This window comes from Streptomyces sp. NPDC001137 (genome assembly GCF_040298885.1).
Lineage (GTDB): Bacteria > Actinomycetota > Actinomycetes > Streptomycetales > Streptomycetaceae > Streptomyces.
Window position 1 is genome coordinate 47,808 of sequence record NZ_JBEPBA010000018.1, and the last position, 21,265, is coordinate 69,072.

At 73.0% G+C, this 21,265-nt stretch carries 15 protein-coding genes and 1 pseudogene; 8 read left to right on the forward strand and 8 right to left on the reverse strand.

Translation table 11 applies throughout. The features are described 5' to 3' along the window. Positions 1 to 97 precede the first annotated feature (97 nt). A complete protein-coding gene (locus ABT254_RS30495) occupies positions 98 to 598 on the reverse strand; it encodes a metallophosphoesterase family protein (protein WP_351476912.1) in 501 nt (166 codons plus the stop codon). A gap of 600 nt (positions 599 to 1,198) precedes the next feature. On the opposite strand from ABT254_RS30495, the gene ABT254_RS30500 reads away from it, so the two are divergent. Both ABT254_RS30500 and rfbC read left to right on the forward strand, forming a co-directional pair. Then, the gene (locus ABT254_RS30500) at positions 1,199 to 3,157 is read left to right on the forward strand and encodes a glycosyltransferase family 2 protein (protein ID WP_351476915.1); all 1,959 of its coding nucleotides are present in this window, start codon (positions 1,199 to 1,201) and stop codon (positions 3,155 to 3,157) included. A gap of 4 nt (positions 3,158 to 3,161) precedes the next feature. Beyond that, positions 3,162 to 3,770 (forward strand): dTDP-4-dehydrorhamnose 3,5-epimerase, encoded by a 609-nt coding sequence (gene rfbC / locus ABT254_RS30505; protein ID WP_351476918.1) that lies wholly within the window; start codon positions 3,162 to 3,164, stop codon positions 3,768 to 3,770. Here the strand turns inward: rfbC and ABT254_RS30510 are convergent. The 5 genes from ABT254_RS30510 to ABT254_RS30530 all read right to left on the reverse strand — a co-directional run bounded on the left by ABT254_RS30510 (position 3,760) and on the right by ABT254_RS30530 (position 7,612). After that, positions 3,760 to 4,563: a class I SAM-dependent methyltransferase gene (locus tag ABT254_RS30510; RefSeq protein ID WP_351476920.1), complete on the reverse strand. Its 804-nt coding sequence runs from the start codon at positions 4,561 to 4,563 to the stop codon at positions 3,760 to 3,762. The two genes, rfbC and ABT254_RS30510, sit on opposite strands and share 11 nt — an antisense overlap. Further along, positions 4,560 to 5,252, reverse strand: a complete 693-nt coding sequence (locus ABT254_RS30515; RefSeq protein ID WP_351476923.1) for a sugar nucleotide-binding protein — start codon at positions 5,250 to 5,252, stop codon at positions 4,560 to 4,562. The genes ABT254_RS30510 and ABT254_RS30515 overlap by 4 nt, the downstream gene beginning before the upstream one ends. Further along, positions 5,191 to 6,258, reverse strand: a complete 1,068-nt coding sequence (locus tag ABT254_RS30520) for a glucose-1-phosphate thymidylyltransferase (RefSeq protein WP_351476926.1) — start codon at positions 6,256 to 6,258, stop codon at positions 5,191 to 5,193. The genes ABT254_RS30515 and ABT254_RS30520 overlap by 62 nt, the downstream gene beginning before the upstream one ends. Positions 6,259 to 6,329: 71 nt before the next feature. After that, positions 6,330 to 6,482, reverse strand: a complete 153-nt coding sequence (locus ABT254_RS30525; protein ID WP_450751819.1) for a hypothetical protein — start codon at positions 6,480 to 6,482, stop codon at positions 6,330 to 6,332. Positions 6,483 to 6,643: 161 nt separating this feature from the next. Then, positions 6,644 to 7,612, reverse strand: a complete 969-nt coding sequence (locus tag ABT254_RS30530) for an alpha/beta hydrolase (protein ID WP_351476932.1) — start codon at positions 7,610 to 7,612, stop codon at positions 6,644 to 6,646. Positions 7,613 to 7,787: 175 nt separating this feature from the next. Here ABT254_RS30530 and ABT254_RS30535 point away from each other — a divergent pair, with 175 nt between their 5' ends. Continuing rightward, entirely contained in the window at positions 7,788 to 8,240 is a 453-nt protein-coding gene (locus ABT254_RS30535) for a MarR family winged helix-turn-helix transcriptional regulator (protein ID WP_351477283.1), read from the forward strand. Here ABT254_RS30535 and ABT254_RS30540 read toward each other — a convergent pair. After that, positions 8,230 to 10,674, reverse strand: coding sequence for a SpoIIE family protein phosphatase (locus ABT254_RS30540; RefSeq protein WP_351476935.1), 2,445 nt, complete (start codon positions 10,672 to 10,674; stop codon positions 8,230 to 8,232). The genes ABT254_RS30535 and ABT254_RS30540 overlap by 11 nt on opposite strands. 196 nt (positions 10,675 to 10,870) lie before the next feature. Between ABT254_RS30540 and lanKC the strand changes: the two genes are divergently transcribed. The 4 genes from lanKC to ABT254_RS30560 all read left to right on the forward strand — a co-directional run bounded on the left by lanKC (position 10,871) and on the right by ABT254_RS30560 (position 18,224). Further along, entirely contained in the window at positions 10,871 to 13,438 is a 2,568-nt protein-coding gene (lanKC, locus tag ABT254_RS30545) for a class III lanthionine synthetase LanKC (protein ID WP_351476938.1), read from the forward strand. 75 nt (positions 13,439 to 13,513) lie between these two features. Next, positions 13,514 to 13,630 carry a SapB/AmfS family lanthipeptide gene (locus tag ABT254_RS30550; RefSeq protein WP_030937754.1) on the forward strand — a complete coding sequence of 39 codons (117 nt, stop codon included), beginning with the start codon at positions 13,514 to 13,516 and terminating at the stop codon, positions 13,628 to 13,630. A 99-nt stretch (positions 13,631 to 13,729) separates the two neighbouring features. Beyond that, complete coding sequence (locus tag ABT254_RS30555) at positions 13,730 to 15,433, forward strand: ABC transporter ATP-binding protein (RefSeq protein ID WP_351476942.1); 1,704 nt, start codon at positions 13,730 to 13,732, stop codon at positions 15,431 to 15,433. A gap of 640 nt (positions 15,434 to 16,073) precedes the next feature. After that, positions 16,074 to 18,224, forward strand: a complete 2,151-nt coding sequence (locus ABT254_RS30560; protein WP_351476944.1) for an ATP-binding cassette domain-containing protein — start codon at positions 16,074 to 16,076, stop codon at positions 18,222 to 18,224. On the opposite strand, the pseudogene ABT254_RS30565 reads toward ABT254_RS30560, so the two are convergent. After that, positions 18,147 to 18,671: pseudogene (locus tag ABT254_RS30565) on the reverse strand (LuxR C-terminal-related transcriptional regulator); the annotation flags it as partial. The gene ABT254_RS30560 and the pseudogene ABT254_RS30565 overlap by 78 nt on opposite strands. A 333-nt stretch (positions 18,672 to 19,004) precedes the next feature. Between ABT254_RS30565 and ABT254_RS30570 the strand changes: the two are divergent. After that, positions 19,005 to 21,149, forward strand: coding sequence for a SpoIIE family protein phosphatase (locus tag ABT254_RS30570; RefSeq protein ID WP_351476947.1), 2,145 nt, complete (start codon positions 19,005 to 19,007; stop codon positions 21,147 to 21,149). Positions 21,150 to 21,265: the final 116 nt, after the last annotated feature.

Consider the following 21,265-nt stretch of genomic DNA (forward strand, 5'->3'; position numbering starts at 1 on the left):
TTCCTTGGTAACAGGAGGGTCTGACAACGCCGCCGGATGCCGGACGGGCGCGTACGGCCGCCGCCGGGTGCCCCGCCCTGCCGGCCCGAAACCGGTGCTACCTCGGAGGCAGGCGGTGCACCCGTACATCCGTGAGGAGGCCGTCGGCCACCGTGGCGGTCATGTACGTGCAGTGGGGCTGGCGGCGCCGGTCGGTCGGGGAGCCGGGGTTGAGCAGGCGCAGGCCGCCGGGGGCGGTCGTGTCCCAGGGGATGTGGCTGTGCCCGAAGACCAGCACGTCGCAGTCGGGGAACCGGGCGGCACAGCGCGCCTCCCGGCCCTGTGCGGGGCCCGTCTCGTGCACGACTGCGAAACGCACTCCGTCGAGCTCGGCGTACGCCACTTCGGGCAGCCGGGCGCGCAGCGCCGGTCCGTCGTTGTTGCCGTACACGCCGACGACTCTGCGGCAGCGAGCCTCCAGCAGGTCGAGGGTGGCGGTGTCGACCCAGTCCCCGGCGTGGAACACGACGTCGGCGCGCGGGAGTTCGGCCAGGAGCGGCTCGGGCAGCTCCTTGGCGCGTTTGGGGAGGTGGGTGTCGGTCGTCAGCAGCAGGCGCACGCGGTCAGCCTAGAGAGGGCACCGGTGCCACGGCGTGAGCGGTCCGCCCGGTGCGTCGCCCCAGGTTTGCCTCACCGATGCTTCTGACCGGACTGCGGCTCGGTCGGGGGTGGCCGCCGGCCGTGGCCGCCGTAGGCCGGTGTCGTCACCGCGCCAGTACAGCCGCACACCGTCACCCGTACGGTCGAACTCGCCGGCCCCTTCTGTGCCCGCGGTCTGCCCGTGGTGCTGGTCCGGGTCTCGTTACCGAACTGGCCGGTCGCACCGGCGACATCACCGTCACCAAGCGCCACCGGCATCGGCGTGGCGTCCGCCCGCGCGGCGCACGAGCACCGCTACCGCCTCCCACTCGCCACCGATGCCATGAGCCACCTGGACCCCGTGGCTCACCGGGGCAGCGTCGAGCGGATCTCCCGCGGCTGGGCGCGACGTGCACCACGGCCGAGATCCTGGAGCCGCCGGCCGGGACGCACGGCTGATCCGGCTCGCGGAAATGATCTCGAGGCGGGCCCGGAGTGGGACCGAGCGCCCGGCGGAGATAGCATCTGGCCACCCGTACTCACACTTTCGGCGAGCGACCCGAGGGGGCTCGGAAGCCCGATGCCGGTCAAGGTCAGTGTCATCGTCCCCGTCTACAACCCGGGGCCCTACATCGAGGACTGCATCACCTCGTTGCTGAAGCAGTCGCTGCCACCCGACGAGTACGAAGTGATCTTCGTCGACGACGGTTCCACCGACCAGACCCCGGCCCGGCTGGACGCGCTTGCCGCCGAGGAGCCGCGGGTCCGGGTCATCCACCAGGAGAACTCCGGCTGGTCGGGCAAGCCCCGCAACGTCGGCATCGCCGCCTCCCAGGGCGAGTACGTCATGTTCGTCGACAACGACGACCGCCTGGGCGACGAGGCCCTGGAGCGGATGTACGACTACGGCGTGGCCAACGGCGCCGACGTCGTCGTCGGCAAGATGGCCGGCCAGGGCCGCGGGGTGCCGGTGGAGCTGTTCCGCCGCAACCGACCGCGGGCCAGTGTGCGGGATGCCCCGCTCATCGACAGCCTCACCCCGCACAAGATGTTCCGCCGGGCCTTCCTGGACGAGATCGGCCTGCGCTTCCCCGAGGGCAGACGGCGCCTGGAGGACCATGTCTTCGTGACGGAGGCGTATCTGCGCGCGGCCAATGTGTCGGTCATCGGCGACTACGTCTGCTACTACCACATCCGGCGCGACGACTCCTCCAACGCGGGCTTCCAACAGTTCGACCCCGTCGGGTACTTCAAGAACCTGCGGGAAGCGCTGGACATCGTCGACCGGTACACCGAGCCGGGCGAGGTGCGTGACAGCCTGCACCGCCGCTGGCTGCGGGTGGAGATGGTGGAGCGGCTGCGCGGCAAGCGGTTCCTCGTCAAGCCGGACGACTACCGGCGCAAGCAGTTCGCGGAGATCCACCAGGTCGTCGTCGAGCGCTTCGGCCCCGGTGTCGCCGCCGGACTGCAGCCGACGCAACAGGTCGTGGCCGCGCTCGTCGCCGCCGACCGGTACGACGACGTGGTGGCCTTCGCCGAGTGGGAGACCGGCCTCGGCCTCTCCGCCAAGCCCGGGACCGTCGAGTGGCAGGACGGCAGGCTGCGCCTCGACTTCGCCGCCGAGCTCACGGCGGGCGGTACGCCGCTGACGTTCCCCGGAGGCGGGGTCCGCACCCCGCTGGACGGCCCGCCCAAGGACCTGGACGAGGCGATCGCCTGGGTGGGCGCCGACACCGTCGCCCGGTTCGGACAGGCCGCCGCGGACCTCCTGGTGCGCGAACGCTCCAGCGCCGCCCAGTACTTCCAGCCGATCGAGGTCACCCGGGAGATCGTCCCGGTCGAGGACAGCGGGCAGGTGCGGCTGGTGCTGCGGGCGACCGCCACCGTCGATCCGGCCGTCGCCATGGACGGATCGCCGCTGCGCGCCGGGCTGTGGGACACCTACGCCCGCGTCAGGCTGGGCGGCTGGAGCAAGACGGCACGCGTGGGCCCGGGCCCGCACAAGGCCCGTGCCGCCACGTCCGCCGCCGTCGCGGCCGGGCGGGTGGTCCTGCCGTACTGGACCGACCAGCACGGCAACCTGTCCCTGGACGTCGACCGGGCCAACCAGCGCCTCGGCCTCGGCCGGCTCGCCCCGGACGCCGTGAGCGTCTCGGGGGGCCGGCTGCGCGCGCCCCTGCCGCTGCACGTCCCGGCCGAGACGCCCGTGCTGCTGCGGCTGACCTCACCCGACCGATCGGTGGACGTACCCGGCACGTTGTCCCCGGCTGCGGACGGGGCCGTGCTGGAGGCCGCCCCGACCGTCGCCGACCTCAGCGGCGCAACCTGGCGGACCGCCCTGTGCGCGGCCCCCGACGCCGCCGAGCCGCGCTTCCTCCCGCTGCCGCTCGCCCTGCGCGCGGACGCGAACTCGATCAAGGTGGTGCGGACGCCCAGGCCTTCGGCCGTACGGCGGCTGGCCCGCAGGGCGCGGCGGGCGCTCGTCGCGGTCCTCAGACGGCGCGCGGCATCCCGGGCAGCCAAGGCAGGAAAGGCGTGAAAGCGTGCGATCACTGGGCATAGCGGGCGCGTGGGCGCTGGAGCCGAAGATCTTCCCCGATGAACGGGGCAGCTTCCACGAGTGGTACCGCGGCGAGGAGTTCCGCGAGGCCACCGGCTACGACCTCTCGCTCGCGCAGGCCAACTGCTCGGTCTCCCGCTTTGGTGTGCTGCGCGGGGTGCACTTCGCGGATGTGCCGCCCGGGCAGGCCAAGTACGTCACCTGCGTGCGCGGCGCGATCCTGGACGTGGTGGTGGACCTGCGCGTCGGCTCGCCCACCTTCGCCGAGTGGGAGGCGGTGCGCCTCGACGAGGACACCCGGCACGCCCTGTTCCTCGCGGAGGGCCTCGGGCACGCCTTCATGGCGCTGACCGACGACGCCACCGTGGTCTACCTGTGCTCGACGGGGTACGCGCCGGGTCGTGAGCACGGCGTGCACCCCCTGGACCCGGATCTGGGCATCGCCTGGCCCGAGGGCATCCCCCCGGTGCTGTCCCCGAAGGACGCGCAGGCGCCGTCGCTGGCAGAGGCCCGGCGAAGCGGGCTCCTGCCGTCGTACGACGCCTGCACCTCCCGTTACGAGGAGTTGCGCGGCCGCCCGTTCAGCGGCTGACCGCCAGGCTCTCCAGGGCCGAGCGCAGCGGCTGCCAGCCGCGGGCGCGGCTGAGGCCGCGGTTGCGCGCGCGGACCAGGGGGCGCCAGAAGTCGGCCTCCAGCAGCGTCTCCGGCGTGACCGCCTTCACCCGCTCCAGGACCGCCTCGGGCACCTTCTGCGGGTCGGGCACCTGGAACTCGGCGATGATCTCGTCGTACTTGTCCTTCAGCACGGTGTTCTTGTGGTCGGCGCCGAAGACGATCAGCTGGCCGGTGGGCTGGGTGTCGACGAGGACGGTCACAAGGTCGGGCCGGTAACGGTTCAGGATCTCGATGATCTTGTAGACGTCGCCGGTCCAGGCGTTGGTGTGCCGGTCGCGGGCGGCCTCGTCGATGCTGCGCGGCAGCATGTCGTCGAAGACGATCACGCTCGACCAGTCCGAGTGCTTCTCGATGTTGATGAAGTCCCGCAGCGCGTACTCGAACAGGTGCATGCCGTCGATGAACGCCAGGTCGAGCGTGGTGCGACGCCAGTAGCCGAGCGGGCTGCGGCCCCGGCGCAGGTTGCGCACGGGGTGGCGGCCGCCCTTGAGGTGGCCGAGGGGGTTCTCCCGGGCGAAGAAGTCGTCGCTGGTGGCCTTCACCAGGTGGACGTCGCAGCGGATCTCCGTGACCACCTTGAACGCGGGGTCGACCGCGATGCTGGGGACGCGGGACAGCGTGAGACTGCGGCCGTCGTTGACTCCGATCTCCAGGTAATTGCGGTTCGCGGTGGCCTTGTGCAGACCCCGCAGGAATTCATGGCGTTTCACGAAGGGGACTCCTTGCGGATCAGGGCGAATGCTTCGGGCAGGGCGGATCGCCGGCCGCGCGGCGGCGGACCCGGCTCCTGCCGACGACCGTGGGAGAGGGCACCGCAGTCGGGGTGGGGCTCGGGCCGCGGGAAGGCCCCGCTGCCCGCCGGCCGCACCCGTTCGGGGCCCGCGCCGAGAGCGGCGAAGACCTTTCGGGCCGGCTCGTACCAGGAGGCCTCGCCGCAGCCGGCGGCATGGCGGACACCGCTCGCGCCCCGGCCCGTGGGCGGGCCGAGGTCGACGGGACGTGCGGCGACGTCCGCGCTCCACGTGGGCTGCCCGCGCTGGTCGTCGACGACGTCGAGGGTGTCGTGGCGGGACTCCAGGTCGATCATCGTGCGGACGAAACTACGCCCGTGGACGCCGTGGAGCCAAGCGGTTCGCTCGATTGCGCTCGATGTGGGAGGCTCCTCGGCCACGGCCCGCCCGCCGACGGGCCTGTGCGGCCGTAGGCGCTGCTCGGGCCGGTTGCATGATCCTCGGGATACGGGGTACGAGCGTCGCCCGCCAGGACGCGGCCGGTGGAGAGCGGGGGTGGCCCGACGCCCCCTCGGCGGCGGGTCGTTGGGTGATCCCTGCGAGGGTTCATGTACGGATCTGCACCTTGCTGTGGTCTCCGAGGACCAGGCGGTGGGCGCTCGGCACACTGGGGGCCGGTGTCACCTCCACGTGCCGGCCGATGAGTGAGTTCTCGATCCGGCCCACTCCGAGGATCGAGGAGTCACGCAGCACGATGGAGAACTCCACCTCGCTTTCGGTGATCCGGCAGTTCTCGGCGACGGAGGTGAAGGGCCCGACGTAGGAGTCCTCGACCACGCTACCGGCGCCGATCACGACCGGGCCGACGATGCGCGAGTTCACGACGCGCGCACCCTCCTCCACGACCACGCGCCCGATCGTCTCGGAGCCCTCGTCCACCTCGCCGTCGATCCGGCGGTCGAGCGCCTCCAGGACCGTACGGTTGACCTCCAGCATGTCGACGACGTTCCCGGTGTCCTTCCAGTAGCCCTTGATGACGGTGCAGCGCACGTCGGCGCGGCTGTCGATCAGGTGCTGGATGGCGTGGGTGATCTCCAGTTCGCCGCGCCAGGACGGCCGGATGGCGCGGACCGCCTCGTGGATCAGGGGCGTGAACAGATAGACGCCCACCAGGGCGAGGTCGCTCTTGGGGTTCTCCGGTTTCTCCTCCAGGCCCACGACCTGGCCGGAGGAGTCGAGTTCGGCGACGCCGAAGGCGCGGGGGTCGGCCACCTGGGTGAGCAGGATCTGGGCGTCGGGGCGGTGGGTGCGGAACGCGTCGACGAGGCCACTGATGCCCCCGACGATGAAGTTGTCGCCCAGGTACATCACGAAGTCGTCGTCGCCGAGCCAGTCCCGTGCGATCAGTACCGCGTGAGCCAGCCCGAGGGGCCGCTCCTGGGGGATGTAGGTGATCTCCAGACCGAACTTGGATCCGTCGCCGACCGCTTCCTGGATTTCTTCCGCGGTGTCTCCGACGATGACGCCGACCTCGGTGATGCCGGCGGCGGCAATGGATTCCAGCCCGTAGAAGAGGACGGGCTTGTTGGCCACGGGGACGAGCTGCTTGGCCGATGTGTGGGTGATCGGCCTCAGTCGGGTACCGGCGCCGCCGGACAGCACGAGAGCCTTCATCTGCCTCACCATAGTCGCGATCCCTTCACCAGGGATCGCGGCCGATCAGCTCGTCCGGGTCGAGGGGCCGGTCAGTCCTCGCCCCGCACGATGGTGCCCTCCGGGCCGGGCTGGTCCGTTCGGGTGTCGCCCTGCTCGAGAACCGCCGGAACGCAGGTGCGTACGACACCCTTGCCCCGCAGCCGCCGGGCCCGCGCCCAACCGGTCTCCGGTCGACGGATCACAAGCTTGTCAGTGGTGTGCGGTGTCACGGCGATTCATCTTCCTTCTGCTTCAGTGCCCGCCGACCGGGTCCCCTACGGCGGTCCGGTCAAACGCCGTGCCCGGGCCTGCGGGCACCGGAACCTGCCGGGCGCAGCCCCCACTTCGATGCCCGGCTCGACGCTCAGGCGGTGCCCAGCGCCCCGCGGAGGGTGCTGATCGCCTGGCTGATGGCGGCCTCCGCGGCCTGGGTCTCGCGCAGGGCGGCGAGCATCACGAAGTCGTGGATGATGCCCTGGTACCGCACCGCGGTGACCGGGACGCCCGCCTCGCGCAGCTTGTTCGCATACGCCTCGCCCTCGTCGCGCAGGACGTCGGCCTCCCCGGTGATGACGAGGGCGGGCGGCAGACCGGTGAGCTGCTCGGTGGAGGCCCGCAGCGGGGACGCGGTGATCTGGGCGCGCTCCGCCTCGTCCGTCGTGTACTGGTCCCAGAACCACTGCATGGCGTCCCGGCGCAGGAAGTACCCCTCGGCGAACCGGTGGTAGGACGGCGTGTCGAAGCTCGCGTCGGTCACCGGGTAGAACAGCACCTGCGCCGCCAGCGGAACGTCACCGCGCTGCTTGGCCATCAGGGTGAGGGCGGCGGTCATGTTGCCGCCGACGGAGTCGCCGGCCACCGCGACGCGGGTGCCGTCCAGGCCCTTGGCGGCGCCCTGCTCGACGACCCACTTCGCCACCGCGTAGTTCTGCTCGACGGCGACCGGGTAGCGGGCCTCGGGCGAGAGGTCGTACTCGGGGAAGACGACCGCGGCGCCGGTGCCGACGGCGAGTTCGCGCACCAGCCGGTCGTGGGTGTGGGCGTTGCCGAACACCCAGCCCGCGCCGTGGATGTAGACGATCACCGGGAGCGGGCCGGTGGCTCCGCCGGGGCGGACGATGCGGGTGCGGACCTGGCCGGTGGGGCCGCCGGGCACGACGATCCATTCCTCGTCGACGGCGGGCTTCGCGATGTCGCCGGACTGCACCTCGTCCACGGCCTTGCGGCCTTCGGCCGGGCCGAGGTCGAACAGGTAGGGCGGGTTGGCGGTGGCCTCGGCGAAGGCCTGGGCGGCGGGTTCGAGGACGGGGCGGGGTGCGGTGGCGCCGGTCATGACGGCCTCCTCGGAAGGGTGTGCCGCGGAGTGCGGCAACACCATGGAGAGTAGCGCGCGATTAAGTCGTGCACAACTAATGTGGGCGCGACTTATTGGAGCCCGATACAATCGAACGGACCCGAACGACAGGCTGGTGATCGCCGTGCACAGGACAGCAACCGGAAGCCCCACCGTGCGGCCGGCCGCAGCGGAACCGGGCGAGGGCTCACTCCTCCTCGACGACCAGCTCTGCTTCGCCCTGTACGCCGCCTCCCGCGCCGTCACCGCGCGCTACCGCCCCCTGCTGGACGAACTCGGCCTGACCTACCCGCAGTACCTGGTCATGCTCGTGCTCTGGGAGCAGGACTCGATCTCCGTACGTGACCTGGGATCCGCACTCCAGCTGGAGTCCAGCACCCTGTCCCCGCTGCTGAAGCGACTGGAGGCGAACGGGCTGCTGCGCCGCGAACGCCGCGTCGAGGACGAGCGGTCCGTCGCACTGCGCCTCACCGAGGCCGGCGCTCAACTGCGGGAAAGGGCGGCCCGGGTGCCCCTCGCCATCGGCGACGCCATGGGCCTGACGCCCGAGCAGGACGCCCTGGCCAAACAGCTGCTCCGCCTGATCACCGCCAACGTCACGAACTGAGCGCGAGCTCGGCCCACACCTGTTTGCCGCCGCTGGCCGGCACCGTCCCCCACGCCTCCGACATGGCCTCCACGAGGAGGATGCCGCGACCGCCGGTGGCCTCCCAGCCGATGCTCGTCGGCTTCACCGGGGTGCGCGGCGAGGCGTCGGCGACGGAGACGCGCAGCCGGTTGTCGATCAGGGTGAGGTCGAGGCGGACCTGCCCGTCGGTGTGCACCAGGGCGTTGGTGACGAGTTCGGAGACGACCAGGAGTACGGCGTCCATGTCGTCGCGGGTGACGCCCCAGGCGCGGAGGGTGCGGCGGGTGAAACGGCGCGTGTGGCCGACGGCCTCGGGGACGCGCCAGACCGTCCAGCTCTCGCGCAGCGGACGCAGCGCCATGCCGTCGTAGCGCAGCAGGAGCAGGGCGACGTCGTCGCTGCGCCGGGCGTTGCCGAGGAGGGCGTCGGCGACCTGGCCGAGATGGCCGGGGTCGGAGCCGGACAGTTCCCGGGCCAGCCGCTCCATGCCGTCGTCGATGTCGGCCTCCGCGGACTCGACGAGGCCGTCCGTGGTGAGCGCGAGGACCGTGCCGGGCTGCAGCCGCAGCACACTCATCGGGAAGTCGGCCTGGGCGACCACGCCGAGCGGCGGCCCGCCGTCGGACTCGGGCACCTCGGTGCTGCCGTCCGGGTGGCGCAGCACCGGCGGCAGATGGCCCGCGCGCACATACCAGGCGGAGCCCTCCTCCATGTCCACGTCGACATAGCAGCAGGTGGCGAAGAGATCGGTCTCCATGTCCGTCAGGAGCCGGTTGGCGTGGGAGACGACCACGTCCGGCGGGTGGCCCTCCACGGCATAGGCACGCAGCGCGGTGCGCATCTGGCCCATGAGGGTGGCAGCACTCGCGTTGTGGCCCTGGACGTCGCCGATGACCAGGGCGACGTGGTTGTCGGGCAGCGGGATCACGTCGTACCAGTCGCCGCCGACCTCCAGGCCCGCCGTGGTGGGCAGGTACCGGGCGACGGCGACCGCGCCGGGCAGCTTGGGCAGGCGGCGCGGCAGCAGCTGGCGCTGGAGCATGCCGACGAGTTCGTGTTCGGCGTCGAAGGCGTGGGCCCGCATCAGAGCCTGGCCCGCGAGACCCGCGGAGGCGGTGAGCAGGGCGCGCTCGTCGGGGCCGAAGTCGTGCGGGGTGTCCCAGCCGATCAGACAGGCGCCGGCCATGCGGTTGCCCGCGGGCAGCGGCAGCACGGCGAGTCCGCCGGGGCCGACGTCGGCGAGAGCGGGTTCCAGCGGGGTGCCGGCGGGCCAGATGCGGGCGCGGCCCTCGCGCAGAGCGGCAGCCAGGGTGGGCATGGCGCGCACGGGCGCGTCGGGCCACTCGGTGCGCCACTCCAGGCGCCACAGCTCGGGCCAGGACTCCGGATCGGGCGGGTCGAGGACCGTGACGACGAGCCGGTCCCCCTCCAGCTCGGCGAGCGCGATCCGGTCGGCCTGCAGCGGCTTGCGCAGGGCGGAGACAACGGCCTGACTGACGTCGCGGACGGTGCCGGCGGTCGCGAGCATGGCGGCGAGGCGCTGGACACGGGCCACGTCGGTGACCTCGGAGCGCAGCTTCGAGGCGTCGGCGACCGTGCCGACGAGCATCGCGGGCCGGCCCTCGCCGCCGGGCAGCAGACGCCCGCGCAGCCGCAGCCACTTGGGCGGGCCGGAGGGCTGCAGGACCCGGAACTCCAGCTCGCGGTCGCCGAGGGACATGTGGTCGGCCTCTACCACGGACATCAGCGAGGGCAGGTCCTCCGGCACCGTCAGGCCCAGCAGGGTCTCGACCCTGCCGTCGAACTCGGCGCGGGTGACCGCGAACAGCCCCAGGATGTCGTCGCCGACCTCGACCCGGCCGCTGTCCATGGCGAGGCTGAACGCGTTGGCGGGCAGCTCCGCGCCCTCGGCGGCGCGGGCCGGGGCGGGACAGCCGACGGCGTCGGCGATCAGCTCCAGGCACTTGCGGTCCTCGGTGTCGAAGCCGTCCGGCCGCTCGCTGACGGCCAGCAGACAACCGCCGTCCCCGTCCCCGCGCGCGGGCAGCACGGCCAGGTGGAAGTCCCGCGGCGGCGTCCGCCGCGCCTCTGCGTCCCCCGCGAGTTCCTCGGGCCCCAGCCACACCGGGCTCCCGGAGCGGTGGCCGTCGGCCACCGGGGAGCTGCCGGAGCGCGGGTAGCTGTCGCGCAGCCCGAACAGCGTCCTCGGAACGCCCGCCGACTCCACCAGGCACAGCAGGTCGCCGTCCTCCTCCGGCGTGTACACACCGGCGAACGCCGCCCCGGCGAAGACCAGCGCCTGCTCCAGGACCCGGCGCACCCGCTCGGGTGCCGGACCGGACGTGAGCGCTTTCAGGGCACCTTCGGCGCGCAGAGTTCTCGTTCTGCGTGCCTCGGCGCCCTCACTGACCACGTCCGCAATTACAGCGCGTATGGGACGCCTGCGCAGCCCCTGTGAGCATTCCGTAGAGGTCGTCGGGCGTGTCCACTCGAAACGCGCCGAACATGTCTTAACGCATGCGTATCGCACGGTGATCTCGTGACAGGCGTGACTGTCCCGGGCCCTCGGACGGCTGGAAGTGTCGGTGCCGGGCCACGGAGGGGAATCCATGGACAAGCGGTACGAGGTGTACGCACTCGCCGACAGACACTTCTACGAGACGCCGGACCGGCTCGCCGGTGCCGGACAGCAGCCGGCACCGCTGTTCGAGACCGCGCGGCGTGAGGTGCCGGAGGGCTGGGACGCGGCGCGGATCGGCGACTGGCTGACGCTGACGCCGCTCGGCGCGGACGGCAGCGCGGTGCCGGGCCCGGCTCAGGGCTGGAAGATCCACGCCTCGGCCACCCGGGCGAACGCGGAGCGGGTCGCGGCGATCGTGTGGGACTACTGCGTGCCGCGCCGGATCCCGTTCAAGTTCGTGCCGGGACCGCATCTGCTGCACCTGCGCAACACCAAGTACGCGGCCCGCGACACCAGCGGCAAGTTCGTCACCGTCTACCCGGCCGACGAGGAGCAGCTCCACCAGGTGCTGCGCGAACTCGGCCGGCTGCTGGAGGGTTTCGAGGGGCCGTACATCCTCACCGATCTGCGCTGGCACGACGGGCCGCTCTACGTCCGCTACGGCGCTTTCGCGCGCACCTTCGTCGTCGACGAGCGGGGCTCGCTCGTGCCGGCCGTGCGGGACGGCGCGGGCACGCTGGTGCCGGACCGGCGGGCGCCGTCCTTCCAGGTGCCCGAGTGGGTGACGCTGCCGGCGTTCCTGGAGCCGCATCTGGCGGCCCGCAACACCACGACGGTGGGCGAGTTGCCGTATCGCATCGAGAAGGCGCTGCACTTCTCCAACGGCGGCGGGGTGTACGCCGGCACCGACACCCGTGACGGGCGCAAGGTGGTCCTCAAGGAGGGCAGGCCGCACGCGGGCCTCGCCTCCGACGGCGCGGACGCGATCGCCCGGCTGGAGCGCGAGAAGCAGGCCCTGGAGCAGGTGGCGGGCACCGGGGTGGTGCCCGAGGTGCGGGACTGGTTCACGCTGGGCGACCACCGGTTCCTGGTCATGGACTTCCTGGAGGGGCGCCCCCTCAACTCCTTCTTCGCCGAACGGCATCCGCTGCTCACCCCGGACCCGGACCCGGAGGCCGTCGCCCGCTACACGGCGTGGGCGGTGCGCATCCACGGGGCGGTGCAGCGTGCGGTGGAGGCGGTGCACGCCCGCGGGATCGTCTTCAACGACCTGCACGTCTTCAACATCATGGTCGCGCCGGACGAGGAGTCGGTGTTCCTGCTCGACTTCGAGGCGGCGGCGCCGGTCGAGGAGAACGGCCGTCAGGTCGTCGCGCACCCCGGTTTCTTCGCCCCGCCCGACCGCACGGGCACCGACGTCGACCGCTATGCGCTGGCCTGCTTACGGCTCGCGCTGTTCCTGCCCGTGACCACCCTGTTCGTCGTCGACCGGGGCAAGGCGGCGCACCTGGCCGAGGTGATCGCGGAGCAGTTCCCGGACGTGCCGCGGGAGTTCCTGGACGAGGCGGTCGCGGAGATCACGCGCGGCGCCGGTGTGGGCGCCCCGGCGCTGGTGCGGCCCGGCGACTGGCCGCACAGCCGTGACTCGATGGTCAAGGCGATCCTCGCCTCGGCCACCCCGGAGCGCGACGACCGGCTCTTCCCGGGCGACATCGCCCAGTTCTCCGACGGCGGCGGACTCGGGCTCGCCCACGGCGCGGCCGGAGTGCTGTACGCGCTGGCCGAGACCGGCGCCGAACGGTACGAGGAGGGCGAACGCTGGCTCCTGGAGCGTACGGCCCCGCCACCGCCCGGCACACCGCTCGGCCTGTACGACGGACTCGCAGGCGTCGCGCACGTCCTGGACCGGCTCGGCCACCGGCAGCGAGCCCTTGACCTGGTCGAGGGCATCCTCGCCGAGAAGTGGCAGAACCTCTCCTCCACCCTGCACGGCGGCCTGGCGGGCCTCGGCCTGGTCCTCGGCCGACTGGCAAGCACGACGGGCGAGTCGGAGCTGCGCGAGCGGGCCGCCGAGGCCGCGGACATCGTCGTACGACGCCTTGCCGAGCCGCTGCCCGACAAGCCGAGGCGGCGGGCCGGGCTGCTGCGGGGTGCGAGCGGACCGGCGCTGTTCCTGCTGCGGCAGTACGAGTGGACCGGCGACGCCGGGCTGCTGGAAGCGGCCGCAGTGGCACTGCGCCGGGACCTGGACTGCTGCGTCGTCCAGAAGAGCGGCGGCGGCCTGGAGGTCGACGAGGGCTGGCGGACGCTGCCCTATCTCGGTGACGGGAGCGCGGGCCTCGGCATGGTCCTGGACGACTATCTGGCGCACGCCACCGACGCCGAGTTCGACAAGGCGCGCTCCGGCATCCTCACCGCCGCCACCTCCCGCTTCTACGCACAACCCGGCCTCTTCCAGGGCCGCGCCGGGATGATCCTGCACCTCGGCCGCACCACTCAGCCGGGCGCGACGGACCGTCACCTGGCCGAGCAGATCGCCTCGCTCGGCTGGTACGCGATGGCGTACGAGGGCCAACTGGCCTTCCCCGGGCACCAGATGATGCGGCTCTCCATGGACCTCGCCACCGGAACGGCAGGGTGTCTGCTCGCGCTCGCGGCGGCCACCGGTGACAGCGCCCACCTGCCGTTCCTCCCGCCGCTGCGGCGGCCCCTATGACGCGGCTCCGCAACCTGACGGAGTCGTGACCCAACCCCGTCCCCACGGGTGGACACACAGATGGAAGGACACGAAATGGCACTGCTCGACCTGCAGACGATGGAATCCGACGAGCACACCGGCGGTGGCGGCGCCAGCACGGCGAGCCTGCTCTCCTGCATCAGCGCGGCGAGCGTTCTGCTCTGTCTCTGACGCCTCCGTGATCCACGGCTCCGGGCGGTCGGCTCCCGCGAGGGAGGGGCCGCCCGGGGTCCTGCGCTCCCCCGACCCCGGATGCGAGGCCGCAGCCGTATGACGACTCGTGCCGACGCCGCACCTCCCGCCGCGTTGCTGAACACCGCCACCCGGCACAGCGGCGCGCGCTGCGTCGCCCTCTGCCTGATGAGTACGGCGTCCACCGGTGCCGGACTGCTGCTGCCGGCCGCGCTCGGCCGCACCCTCGACCTCCTCCTCGCCCACTCCCCGGCGACCCGCTGGGTGCTGTGCTGCGCGGGGATCGTGTTGCTGCTGGCCCTGCTCGACGCCGGTGAGACCGTGCTGAGCGGCACCGTCGACGCCCGGACCACGGCGTGGCTGCGGCGACGGCTGACGGGGCATGTGCTGGCCGTCGGCCCGCGCGCCGCCGCCCGCTTCGGGTCCGGCGACCTGGTTGCCCGTCTCGTCGGCAACGCGGCCCAGGCGGGGACGGCTCCGGCCGCCCGCGCCGCACTCCTCGCCGCGCTGGCCGGCCCCGTCGGCGGCGTGGTGGCGCTCGGCCTGATCGACCCGTGGCTGGCGGCCGTGTTCCTGGCCGGAGGACCACTCCTGACGCTCCTGCTGCGCGCCTTCGCCCGTGACACCACCCGCTGCGTGGCGGACTACCAGCAGGTGCAGGGCCGGATCGCGGGCGCGCTGGCGGAGGCGGTGGCCGGCCATCGCACCATCGAGGCGGCGGGTACGGCGGACAAGGAGACGGCGCGGATCCTGCGGCCCCTGCCCGAACTGTCCCGCGCGGGCCACCGCATGTGGCGGGTGCAGGGGCGGGCCGCGGCGCAGGCGAGTGCCGTGGCGCCATTGCTGCAGCTGGGCGTCGTCGCCGTGGCCGGGCTGCTCCTCACCCGGCACCGGCTGTCGGTCGGCGAGGTGCTCGCGGCCTCCCGGTACGCGGTCCTCGCGACCGGGGTCGGCGTGCTGGTCGGCCAGTTCGCGAGTCTGGCCCGGGCCAGGGCGGCGGCCGGCCGCCTGGACGAGGTATTGGCGGAGCCGACCATGGCCTACGGCGAACGCGAACTGCCGCCCGGCCCCGGCCACTTGGAACTGCGCGGTGTGACAGCGCGGCGTGGCGATCGCACCGTTCTCGACGGCGTCGACCTCGTCGTCCCCGGCGGCACGACACTCGCCCTGGTCGGCCGCTCCGGCACGGGCAAGTCGCTGCTCGCCGCACTCGCCGGCCGGCTGGCGGAGCCGGACGCGGGAGAGATCCTGCTCGACGGCGTGCCCCTGCGCGAGCTGACCCACAAAGACCTTCGTGGATCGGTCGGTTACGCCTTCGAACGCCCCGCCCTCCTGGGCACCACCATCGAGGACGCGCTGACGCTCGGCCTGCGGCCCCCCTCCCCCGCACGCATCCGCGAGGCGACCCGCCTGGCACACGCCGAGGACTTCGTGCGCCGTCTGCCGAAGGGCTACGCCACCGCGTGCGCCGACGCACCCCGTTCCGGCGGCGAGTCCCAACGCCTGGGCCTGGCCCGGGCCTTCGCCCACGACGGCCGCCTGCTCATCCTCGACGACGCCCTCTCCAGCCTCGACACCGTGACGGAGGCACAGATCGCCGAGTCCCTGACCCGGGGCACGGCCGGCACCCGACTCCTCATCGCCCACCGTGCGGCCACGGCGGCCCGTTCGGATGCCGTGGCGTGGCTGGACGGGGGCCGGGTCCGGGCGGTGGGGACACATGAGGAGCTGTGGCAGCTGGCCGGGTATCGGGCGGTGTTCGGGGACGGGGGGCCGACATGAACGGCGGGGACCACAGGCGTGCTCGGGCGCTCCGACGGGGCGAGGGGCGAGCGGAGGGCCCCGCACGGAACCCCAACTCCCCGGCCGGCCTTGGTGAGGAGGCACGTCCCTGGCAGGAGGACACCGGCTGGAACGATCCCCGGACCATTCGGCAGAGCACGGCGCAAGTGGAGGGGCCTCCGCAGAACGCCAACTCCCCGGCCGGCCTCGGTGAGCAGGCACGTCCCTGGCCGGAGCGGGTCGGATGGAACGGTCCCCGGACCAATCGGCAGAGCACGGCGCGAGTGGAGGGAGCCCCCCGGACCGCGAACTGCTCGGAAGGACTCGGTGAGGAGGCGTGGCCCTGGCAGGAAGGCGCCGGCTGGAACAGCCACCGGACCAATCGGCAGAGCACGGCGCGAGTAGAGGAACCCCCACGGAACCCCAACTCCCCGGCCGGCCTTGGTGAGGAGGCACGTCCCTGGCAGGAGGGGGCCGGGTCGGGCGCTCCCCGTCTGCCGCAGGGCGCAGGTCCAGCGACGGGGGCGGGGCTCGGGTGTTGGCAGGGTGTCGGCTTCCGTGGGGTCGTCCGAGACGGAGCGCCCGCGTGAACGGCCCGGGCAGTGGGAGGCGTGGCGCGGTCGTAGGCGGGGGGCTCCTTGTGCGGGGGCTTCGTTTCCTGCGGGACCGGTGGCGGGTCGTGGTGCGGCTCGGCGGGTGGTCCGTGCTCGAGACAGGGCAGACCTTCGTCACCGGGTACGCCCCGGCGCGGGCCCTCGACGCGGGGTTCCTGGCCGGGCACGCCTCGGTCGGGCTGGCCTGGCTCGGGGTGGCCGGGCTCGGTGTCGTCGTGGGGGCGTACGGGACCGGGCGGGTCTACACGGCCGTCGCCGCCCTGGTCGAACCCCTGCGGGACCGGCTCGTCGAGGGGGTGGTCGGGCGCGGGGTGCGGGAGGCCGACGGCGGGGCGCTGTCGGGGCTGACCCAGCAGGTGGAGATCGCGCGGGACACCTTCGCGGGGCTCGTGATGGTGTCCCGCTCGTTCGTGTTCACCGCGGTGGGGGCGTTCGTCGGGCTGTTCTCGCTCGCCCCGCTGCTCCTGCTGGTCGTGGGGCCGCCGCTGGTCGCCGGAGTGGCCCTGTTCGCGGCGTCGCTGCGGCCGTTGGCCCGCCGGCAGGAGGTGTTCCTGGTCGCCGACGAGGCGCTGGCCGACCGCCTGGGTGCCGTCTGCCCGGGGCTTCGGGACATCACGGCCACCGGTGCCGAGGAGCGGATCGCCGCCGACACGGGTGAACTCGTCGACGCCGAGCTGCGGGCCGCCCGCTCCCTCGCCCGCTGGGGCGTCCTGCGCATCGCGTCGCTCACCGTCGGCGGCCAGCTCCCGATCGTGCTGCTGCTCGCCGCCGCCCCCTGGCTCCTGTCCCGGGGTGTCACCACGGGTGCCCTGGTCGGCGCCCTCGCCTTCATCACCCAGTCCCTCCTCCCGGCCCTGCGCAGCCTCGTCCACGGCCTGGGTGCGAGCGGTTCCCGCCTGACGGTGGTCCTACGGCGGCTGGCACCGCCCCACAGGGCCGACACCCACGAACCGCCCCCGCAACGGAGCGCAACACAGACCCCCGACGGCCACCCCGCACCGCCCCTGCCCCGGCCGACACCCACCGACCAGCTCGGTCCTTCAGCTGCTCCCGGCGACCAATCCCGCAAGCACCCGCACGCGCTCGACCCACACGGCGAAGATCCGCCCCCGCACCGTGCGCCGGCCCCCGACGACACAGCCACGCCCGACGACCACCCCCGCACGACGGCGGCCTCCGGCACCGGGCGAGACGGGCATGCAGCCACTCTCCCGCAGCGGTCGGCTTCCACCCGCACAGCCACCACCCAGGCCAGGTCCGAGGACCACCGTCACCCGGCACCGACCGCACCGGGCTGCCCGGCGCCCCCCGCGCTCTCCCTCACCTCCGTCACCTTCGCCTACGGCCCCACCGCCGTCCCCGTCGTCGAAAACCTCGACCTCGCCCTTCCTCCCGGCTCCCACCTGGCCGTCGTCGGACCCAGCGGGATCGGGAAGTCCACGCTCACCGCTCTGGTCGCGGGGCTGCTGGAGCCGCGTCGCGGGACGATCCGGGTGGGTGGGGAGCCGGTGCCCTCGGCGGCTGCCGCTCGGCGGCGGGTGCTCATCCCGCAGGAGGCCTACGTCTTCACCGGGACCCTCGCCGACAACCTGGGCCACTTCCGGGAGGGCCCCTTGTCCGAGGCCGAACTGCTCGCGGCGGCCGACGCCGTCGGGCTCGGTCCGCTGCTCGAGACGCTCGGCGGGCCCGGTGCCCGCATCGACCCCGCGGCGCTCTCGGCGGGCGAACGGCAGTTGATCGCGCTGGCCCGGGCCTATCTGTCGGACGCCCCGCTCGCCCTGCTCGACGAGGCGACCTGTCATCTGGACCCGCAGGCGGAGGAGCGCGCCGAGCGTGCCTTCGCGCGGCGGCCGGGCGGCACCCTCGTCGTGGTCGCCCACCGCATCAGCTCGGCGCGGCGGGCGGATCGCGTGCTGGTCATGGACGGGCGGGGCACCGCGTGCGGAACCCACCACGAACTGCTGGAGACCTCGCCGCTGTACCGGGAGCTCGTCGGCAGCTGGGCGCCGGTGCCGTCACAGCCAGCCCTCCCCCTGCGAGATACGGATCGCGTCGATGCGGTTGCGGGCCCCGGTCTTGCGGGTGATGGCCGCCATGTAGTTGCGCACCGTCCCGTGGGACAGGTGGAGGCTCCCGGCGATCTCCGCGACGGACGCACCCTCGGCGGCCAGGGATAACACGCTCAGCTCCCGCCGGGTCAGCGGCATCTCGGCGGCCTTGAGGAACCCGAAGCCCAACGAGTCGCTGATGAAACGTTCCCCCTGGGCGACCCGCCGGATCCCGTGCACGAGGTGTTCCGGCGAGGCCTCCTTGTCGACGTAGCCGAGCGCCCCCGCCTCGATCGCCCGTTTCAGCAGGCCAGGCCTGTTCGCACCGGCAAGCACGAGAAGTCTCGGCGGGGCTCCGTCCGGGCCCCGCGGGCGTAACTCGCCGAGCGGCGGGATGCCGTACGCGTCCGCGCACTCCAGGTCCGCCGCGCAGACGTCGGGCCGCAGGGATCTCACCCGGCCGGGTGCGCTGCGCCACGGTGTGTCCTCCACTCGGAGGTCGGGTTCCCGGCGCAGCCAGTCCGCCAGCACCGATCGCACCAGACACTCGTCATGTACCAGAAGTACCCGGATCACTGCCGCCCCTCAGCATTCCGTCATTCCGTCTGCGGTCGCATTGGTGTTGAACGCGTGCCCATTGTTGGCGCCCGCGACCAATCATGGGCGCGAAGAACCGGCCAACAGGGTGCGCGGGGGCGCACGCGCAGCGCCCGCACGCCGTGCCGCGCATCAACCGAGGGGGCATGCACCGGCGGCGAGGGGGTACGCGGGCTTTCTTCACCGAGCCGCGGGCCGTCGTGTGCCCGTACTCGAGCCGGGCGGCGGCGTCCCGGCCACCGCTCGCCGTGCGCGACCGGCCGCCAGGGGGCAGATTGATCCCTGGGACCCGTCGCCCGGCCGTGCGAGGAGGTGGTCGGCGTGTCCGACGGGCAGACGTCCGCACAGGCGCCGGCGACCACGAGGACGCGGGTGGGCCGACCGCTGCTGTCCCTGGCGCTCGCGTCGATGATGGACGAGGTCAACGCCCACTCCGGCGCGGTGTATCTGCTGTCGCCCGCCGAACCCGTGCTGGAGATGGCCGTGGTGGCGGGCCTGCCCCGGGCCTTCGCCGCGCCCTGGGAGCGGGTGGGGCTGAGCGCGCCGATCCCGGTCGCGGACGCGGTGCGGGAGCGGCGGCTGGTGTGGGTGGGCGGCGAGGAGGAGATGGCCGCCCGCTATCCGCGCATCGCCGTGGTGCTGCCCTATCCCTTCGCACTGGCCGCGGTTCCGGTGGCCACCGGCTCCACGGCGTACGGCGCGGTCTTCGTGACCTGGCCCGGCTCACACCCGCCCGACCTGTCCGACCGGGAGCGGGAGCATCTGACCGCGGCCTGCGACCGGCTCGCGAAGCGGCTGGAGCGGGCCCTGGAGGAGAGCCGGCAGCTGCTGCCCGAGCCCGATCTGCTCGGTGGCGCGCCGGTGGGCGGCCTGGCCGGCACCCTCGGCACGGTGGAGGCGGCGCGCATGGTGGCGCGGCTGCCGTACGGGCTGTGCTCGCTGGATCTGCACGGCCGGGTCACCTTCGCCAACGCGGCGGCGGCCGAGCTGATCGGGCTCCCGGTGAGCAGACTGCTGGGCACGCAGCTGTGGGCATCGGTGCCGTGGCTGAACGACCCCGTGTACGAGGACCGCTACCGGGCCGCGCTGATGAGCCAGCAGACCACCTCGTTCGTGGCGCTGCGCCCGCCCGGGGACTGGTTGTCCTTCCGGATGTATCCCAGTACGACCGGGCTCAGCGTCCGTGTCACCCGGGCGCGGGCGGTGGCGGAGATGAACCGGGCGGGGCCCCAGCCCGGTGACACCCCCTCCCGGCTGGTCACCATCTCCCAGGTACTGACGCTCGCCGGCGCGCTGACCGAGGCGGTGGGGGTGCAGGACGTGGTGCAGCTGGTCGCGGATGAGATCGCGCCGGCCGTGGGCAGCCAGGCGCTGGTGGTCCTCGGTTCCCGGGCGGGGCGGCTGCATGTGCTGGGGCACCGCGGATATCCCGACCCGCACCTGGTGGAGCGGTTCGACGGGCTGCCGCTGGCCGAGCCCACGCCGGGCACGCACGCACTGAACACCGGGGTGCCGGCGTTCTTCGACTCCCGGGAGGAGCTGGAGCGCCTGTATCCCTCGCGGCACGCCACCCCGGACGGCTTCGCGGCCTGGGCCTATCTGCCGTTGATCGCCTCGGGGCGCCCGGTGGGCACCTGTGTGCTCGCCTACGCCGAACCGCATCCGTTCCCCGCGGACGAGCGGGCGGTGCTGACGAGCCTGGGCGGCCTGATCGCGCAGGCCCTGGAGCGGGCCCTGCTCTACGACGCCAAGCACCAGCTGGCGCACGGTCTGCAGGCGGCCCTGCTGCCGCACTCGCTGCCGCCGCTGGCCGGCATCGACTCGGCCTCCCGCTATCTGCCCGCCACACACGGCATGGAGATCGGCGGTGACTTCTACGACCTGGTGCCGACGCGGGGCGGGGCGGCGGCCGTGATCGGGGACGTACAGGGCCACAACGTGACGGCGGCCGGGTTGATGGGCCAGATCCGCACCGCCGTGCGCGCCTACACGACCGTCGGCCAGGCGCCCGAGGAGGTCATGGGCAGCACCAACCGGCTGCTGATCGACCTCGGCGCGGATCTGTTCGCCAGCTGTCTGTATCTACGGCTCGATCCCTCGCGCGGGCGGGCCGTGATGGCACGTGCGGGTCATCCTCCGCCGCTGCTGCGCCGCCCCGACGGGCGGGTGCGGGTGCTCGACCTCGCCGGTGGCCCGCTGCTCGGCATAGACGGCTCCGCCGGCTATCCGACGACGGAGGTCGACCTCGCTCCCGGCTCCGTACTCGCCCTCTATACCGATGGGTTGATCGAATCGCCCGGTGTCGACATCGAGGACGCGCTCGCCGGCCTCGGTGAACGCCTCACCGAGGCGGGCGAGTTGCCCCTGGACGAGCTCGCCGACCATCTCGTGCGGCACAGCACGGCAGCGCGCGAACGGCTCGACGACGTGGCGCTGTTGCTGCTGCGGGCTCGTTGAAAAAGTCTGAACGGGCGCGGACACGACGCGGTCCGGCCCTCCCGCCGGAGGGCCGGACCGTCCACGTCGACCGGAACCGCACTGGAGGCCGATCAGTGGGTCTCCATCAGCGGGTC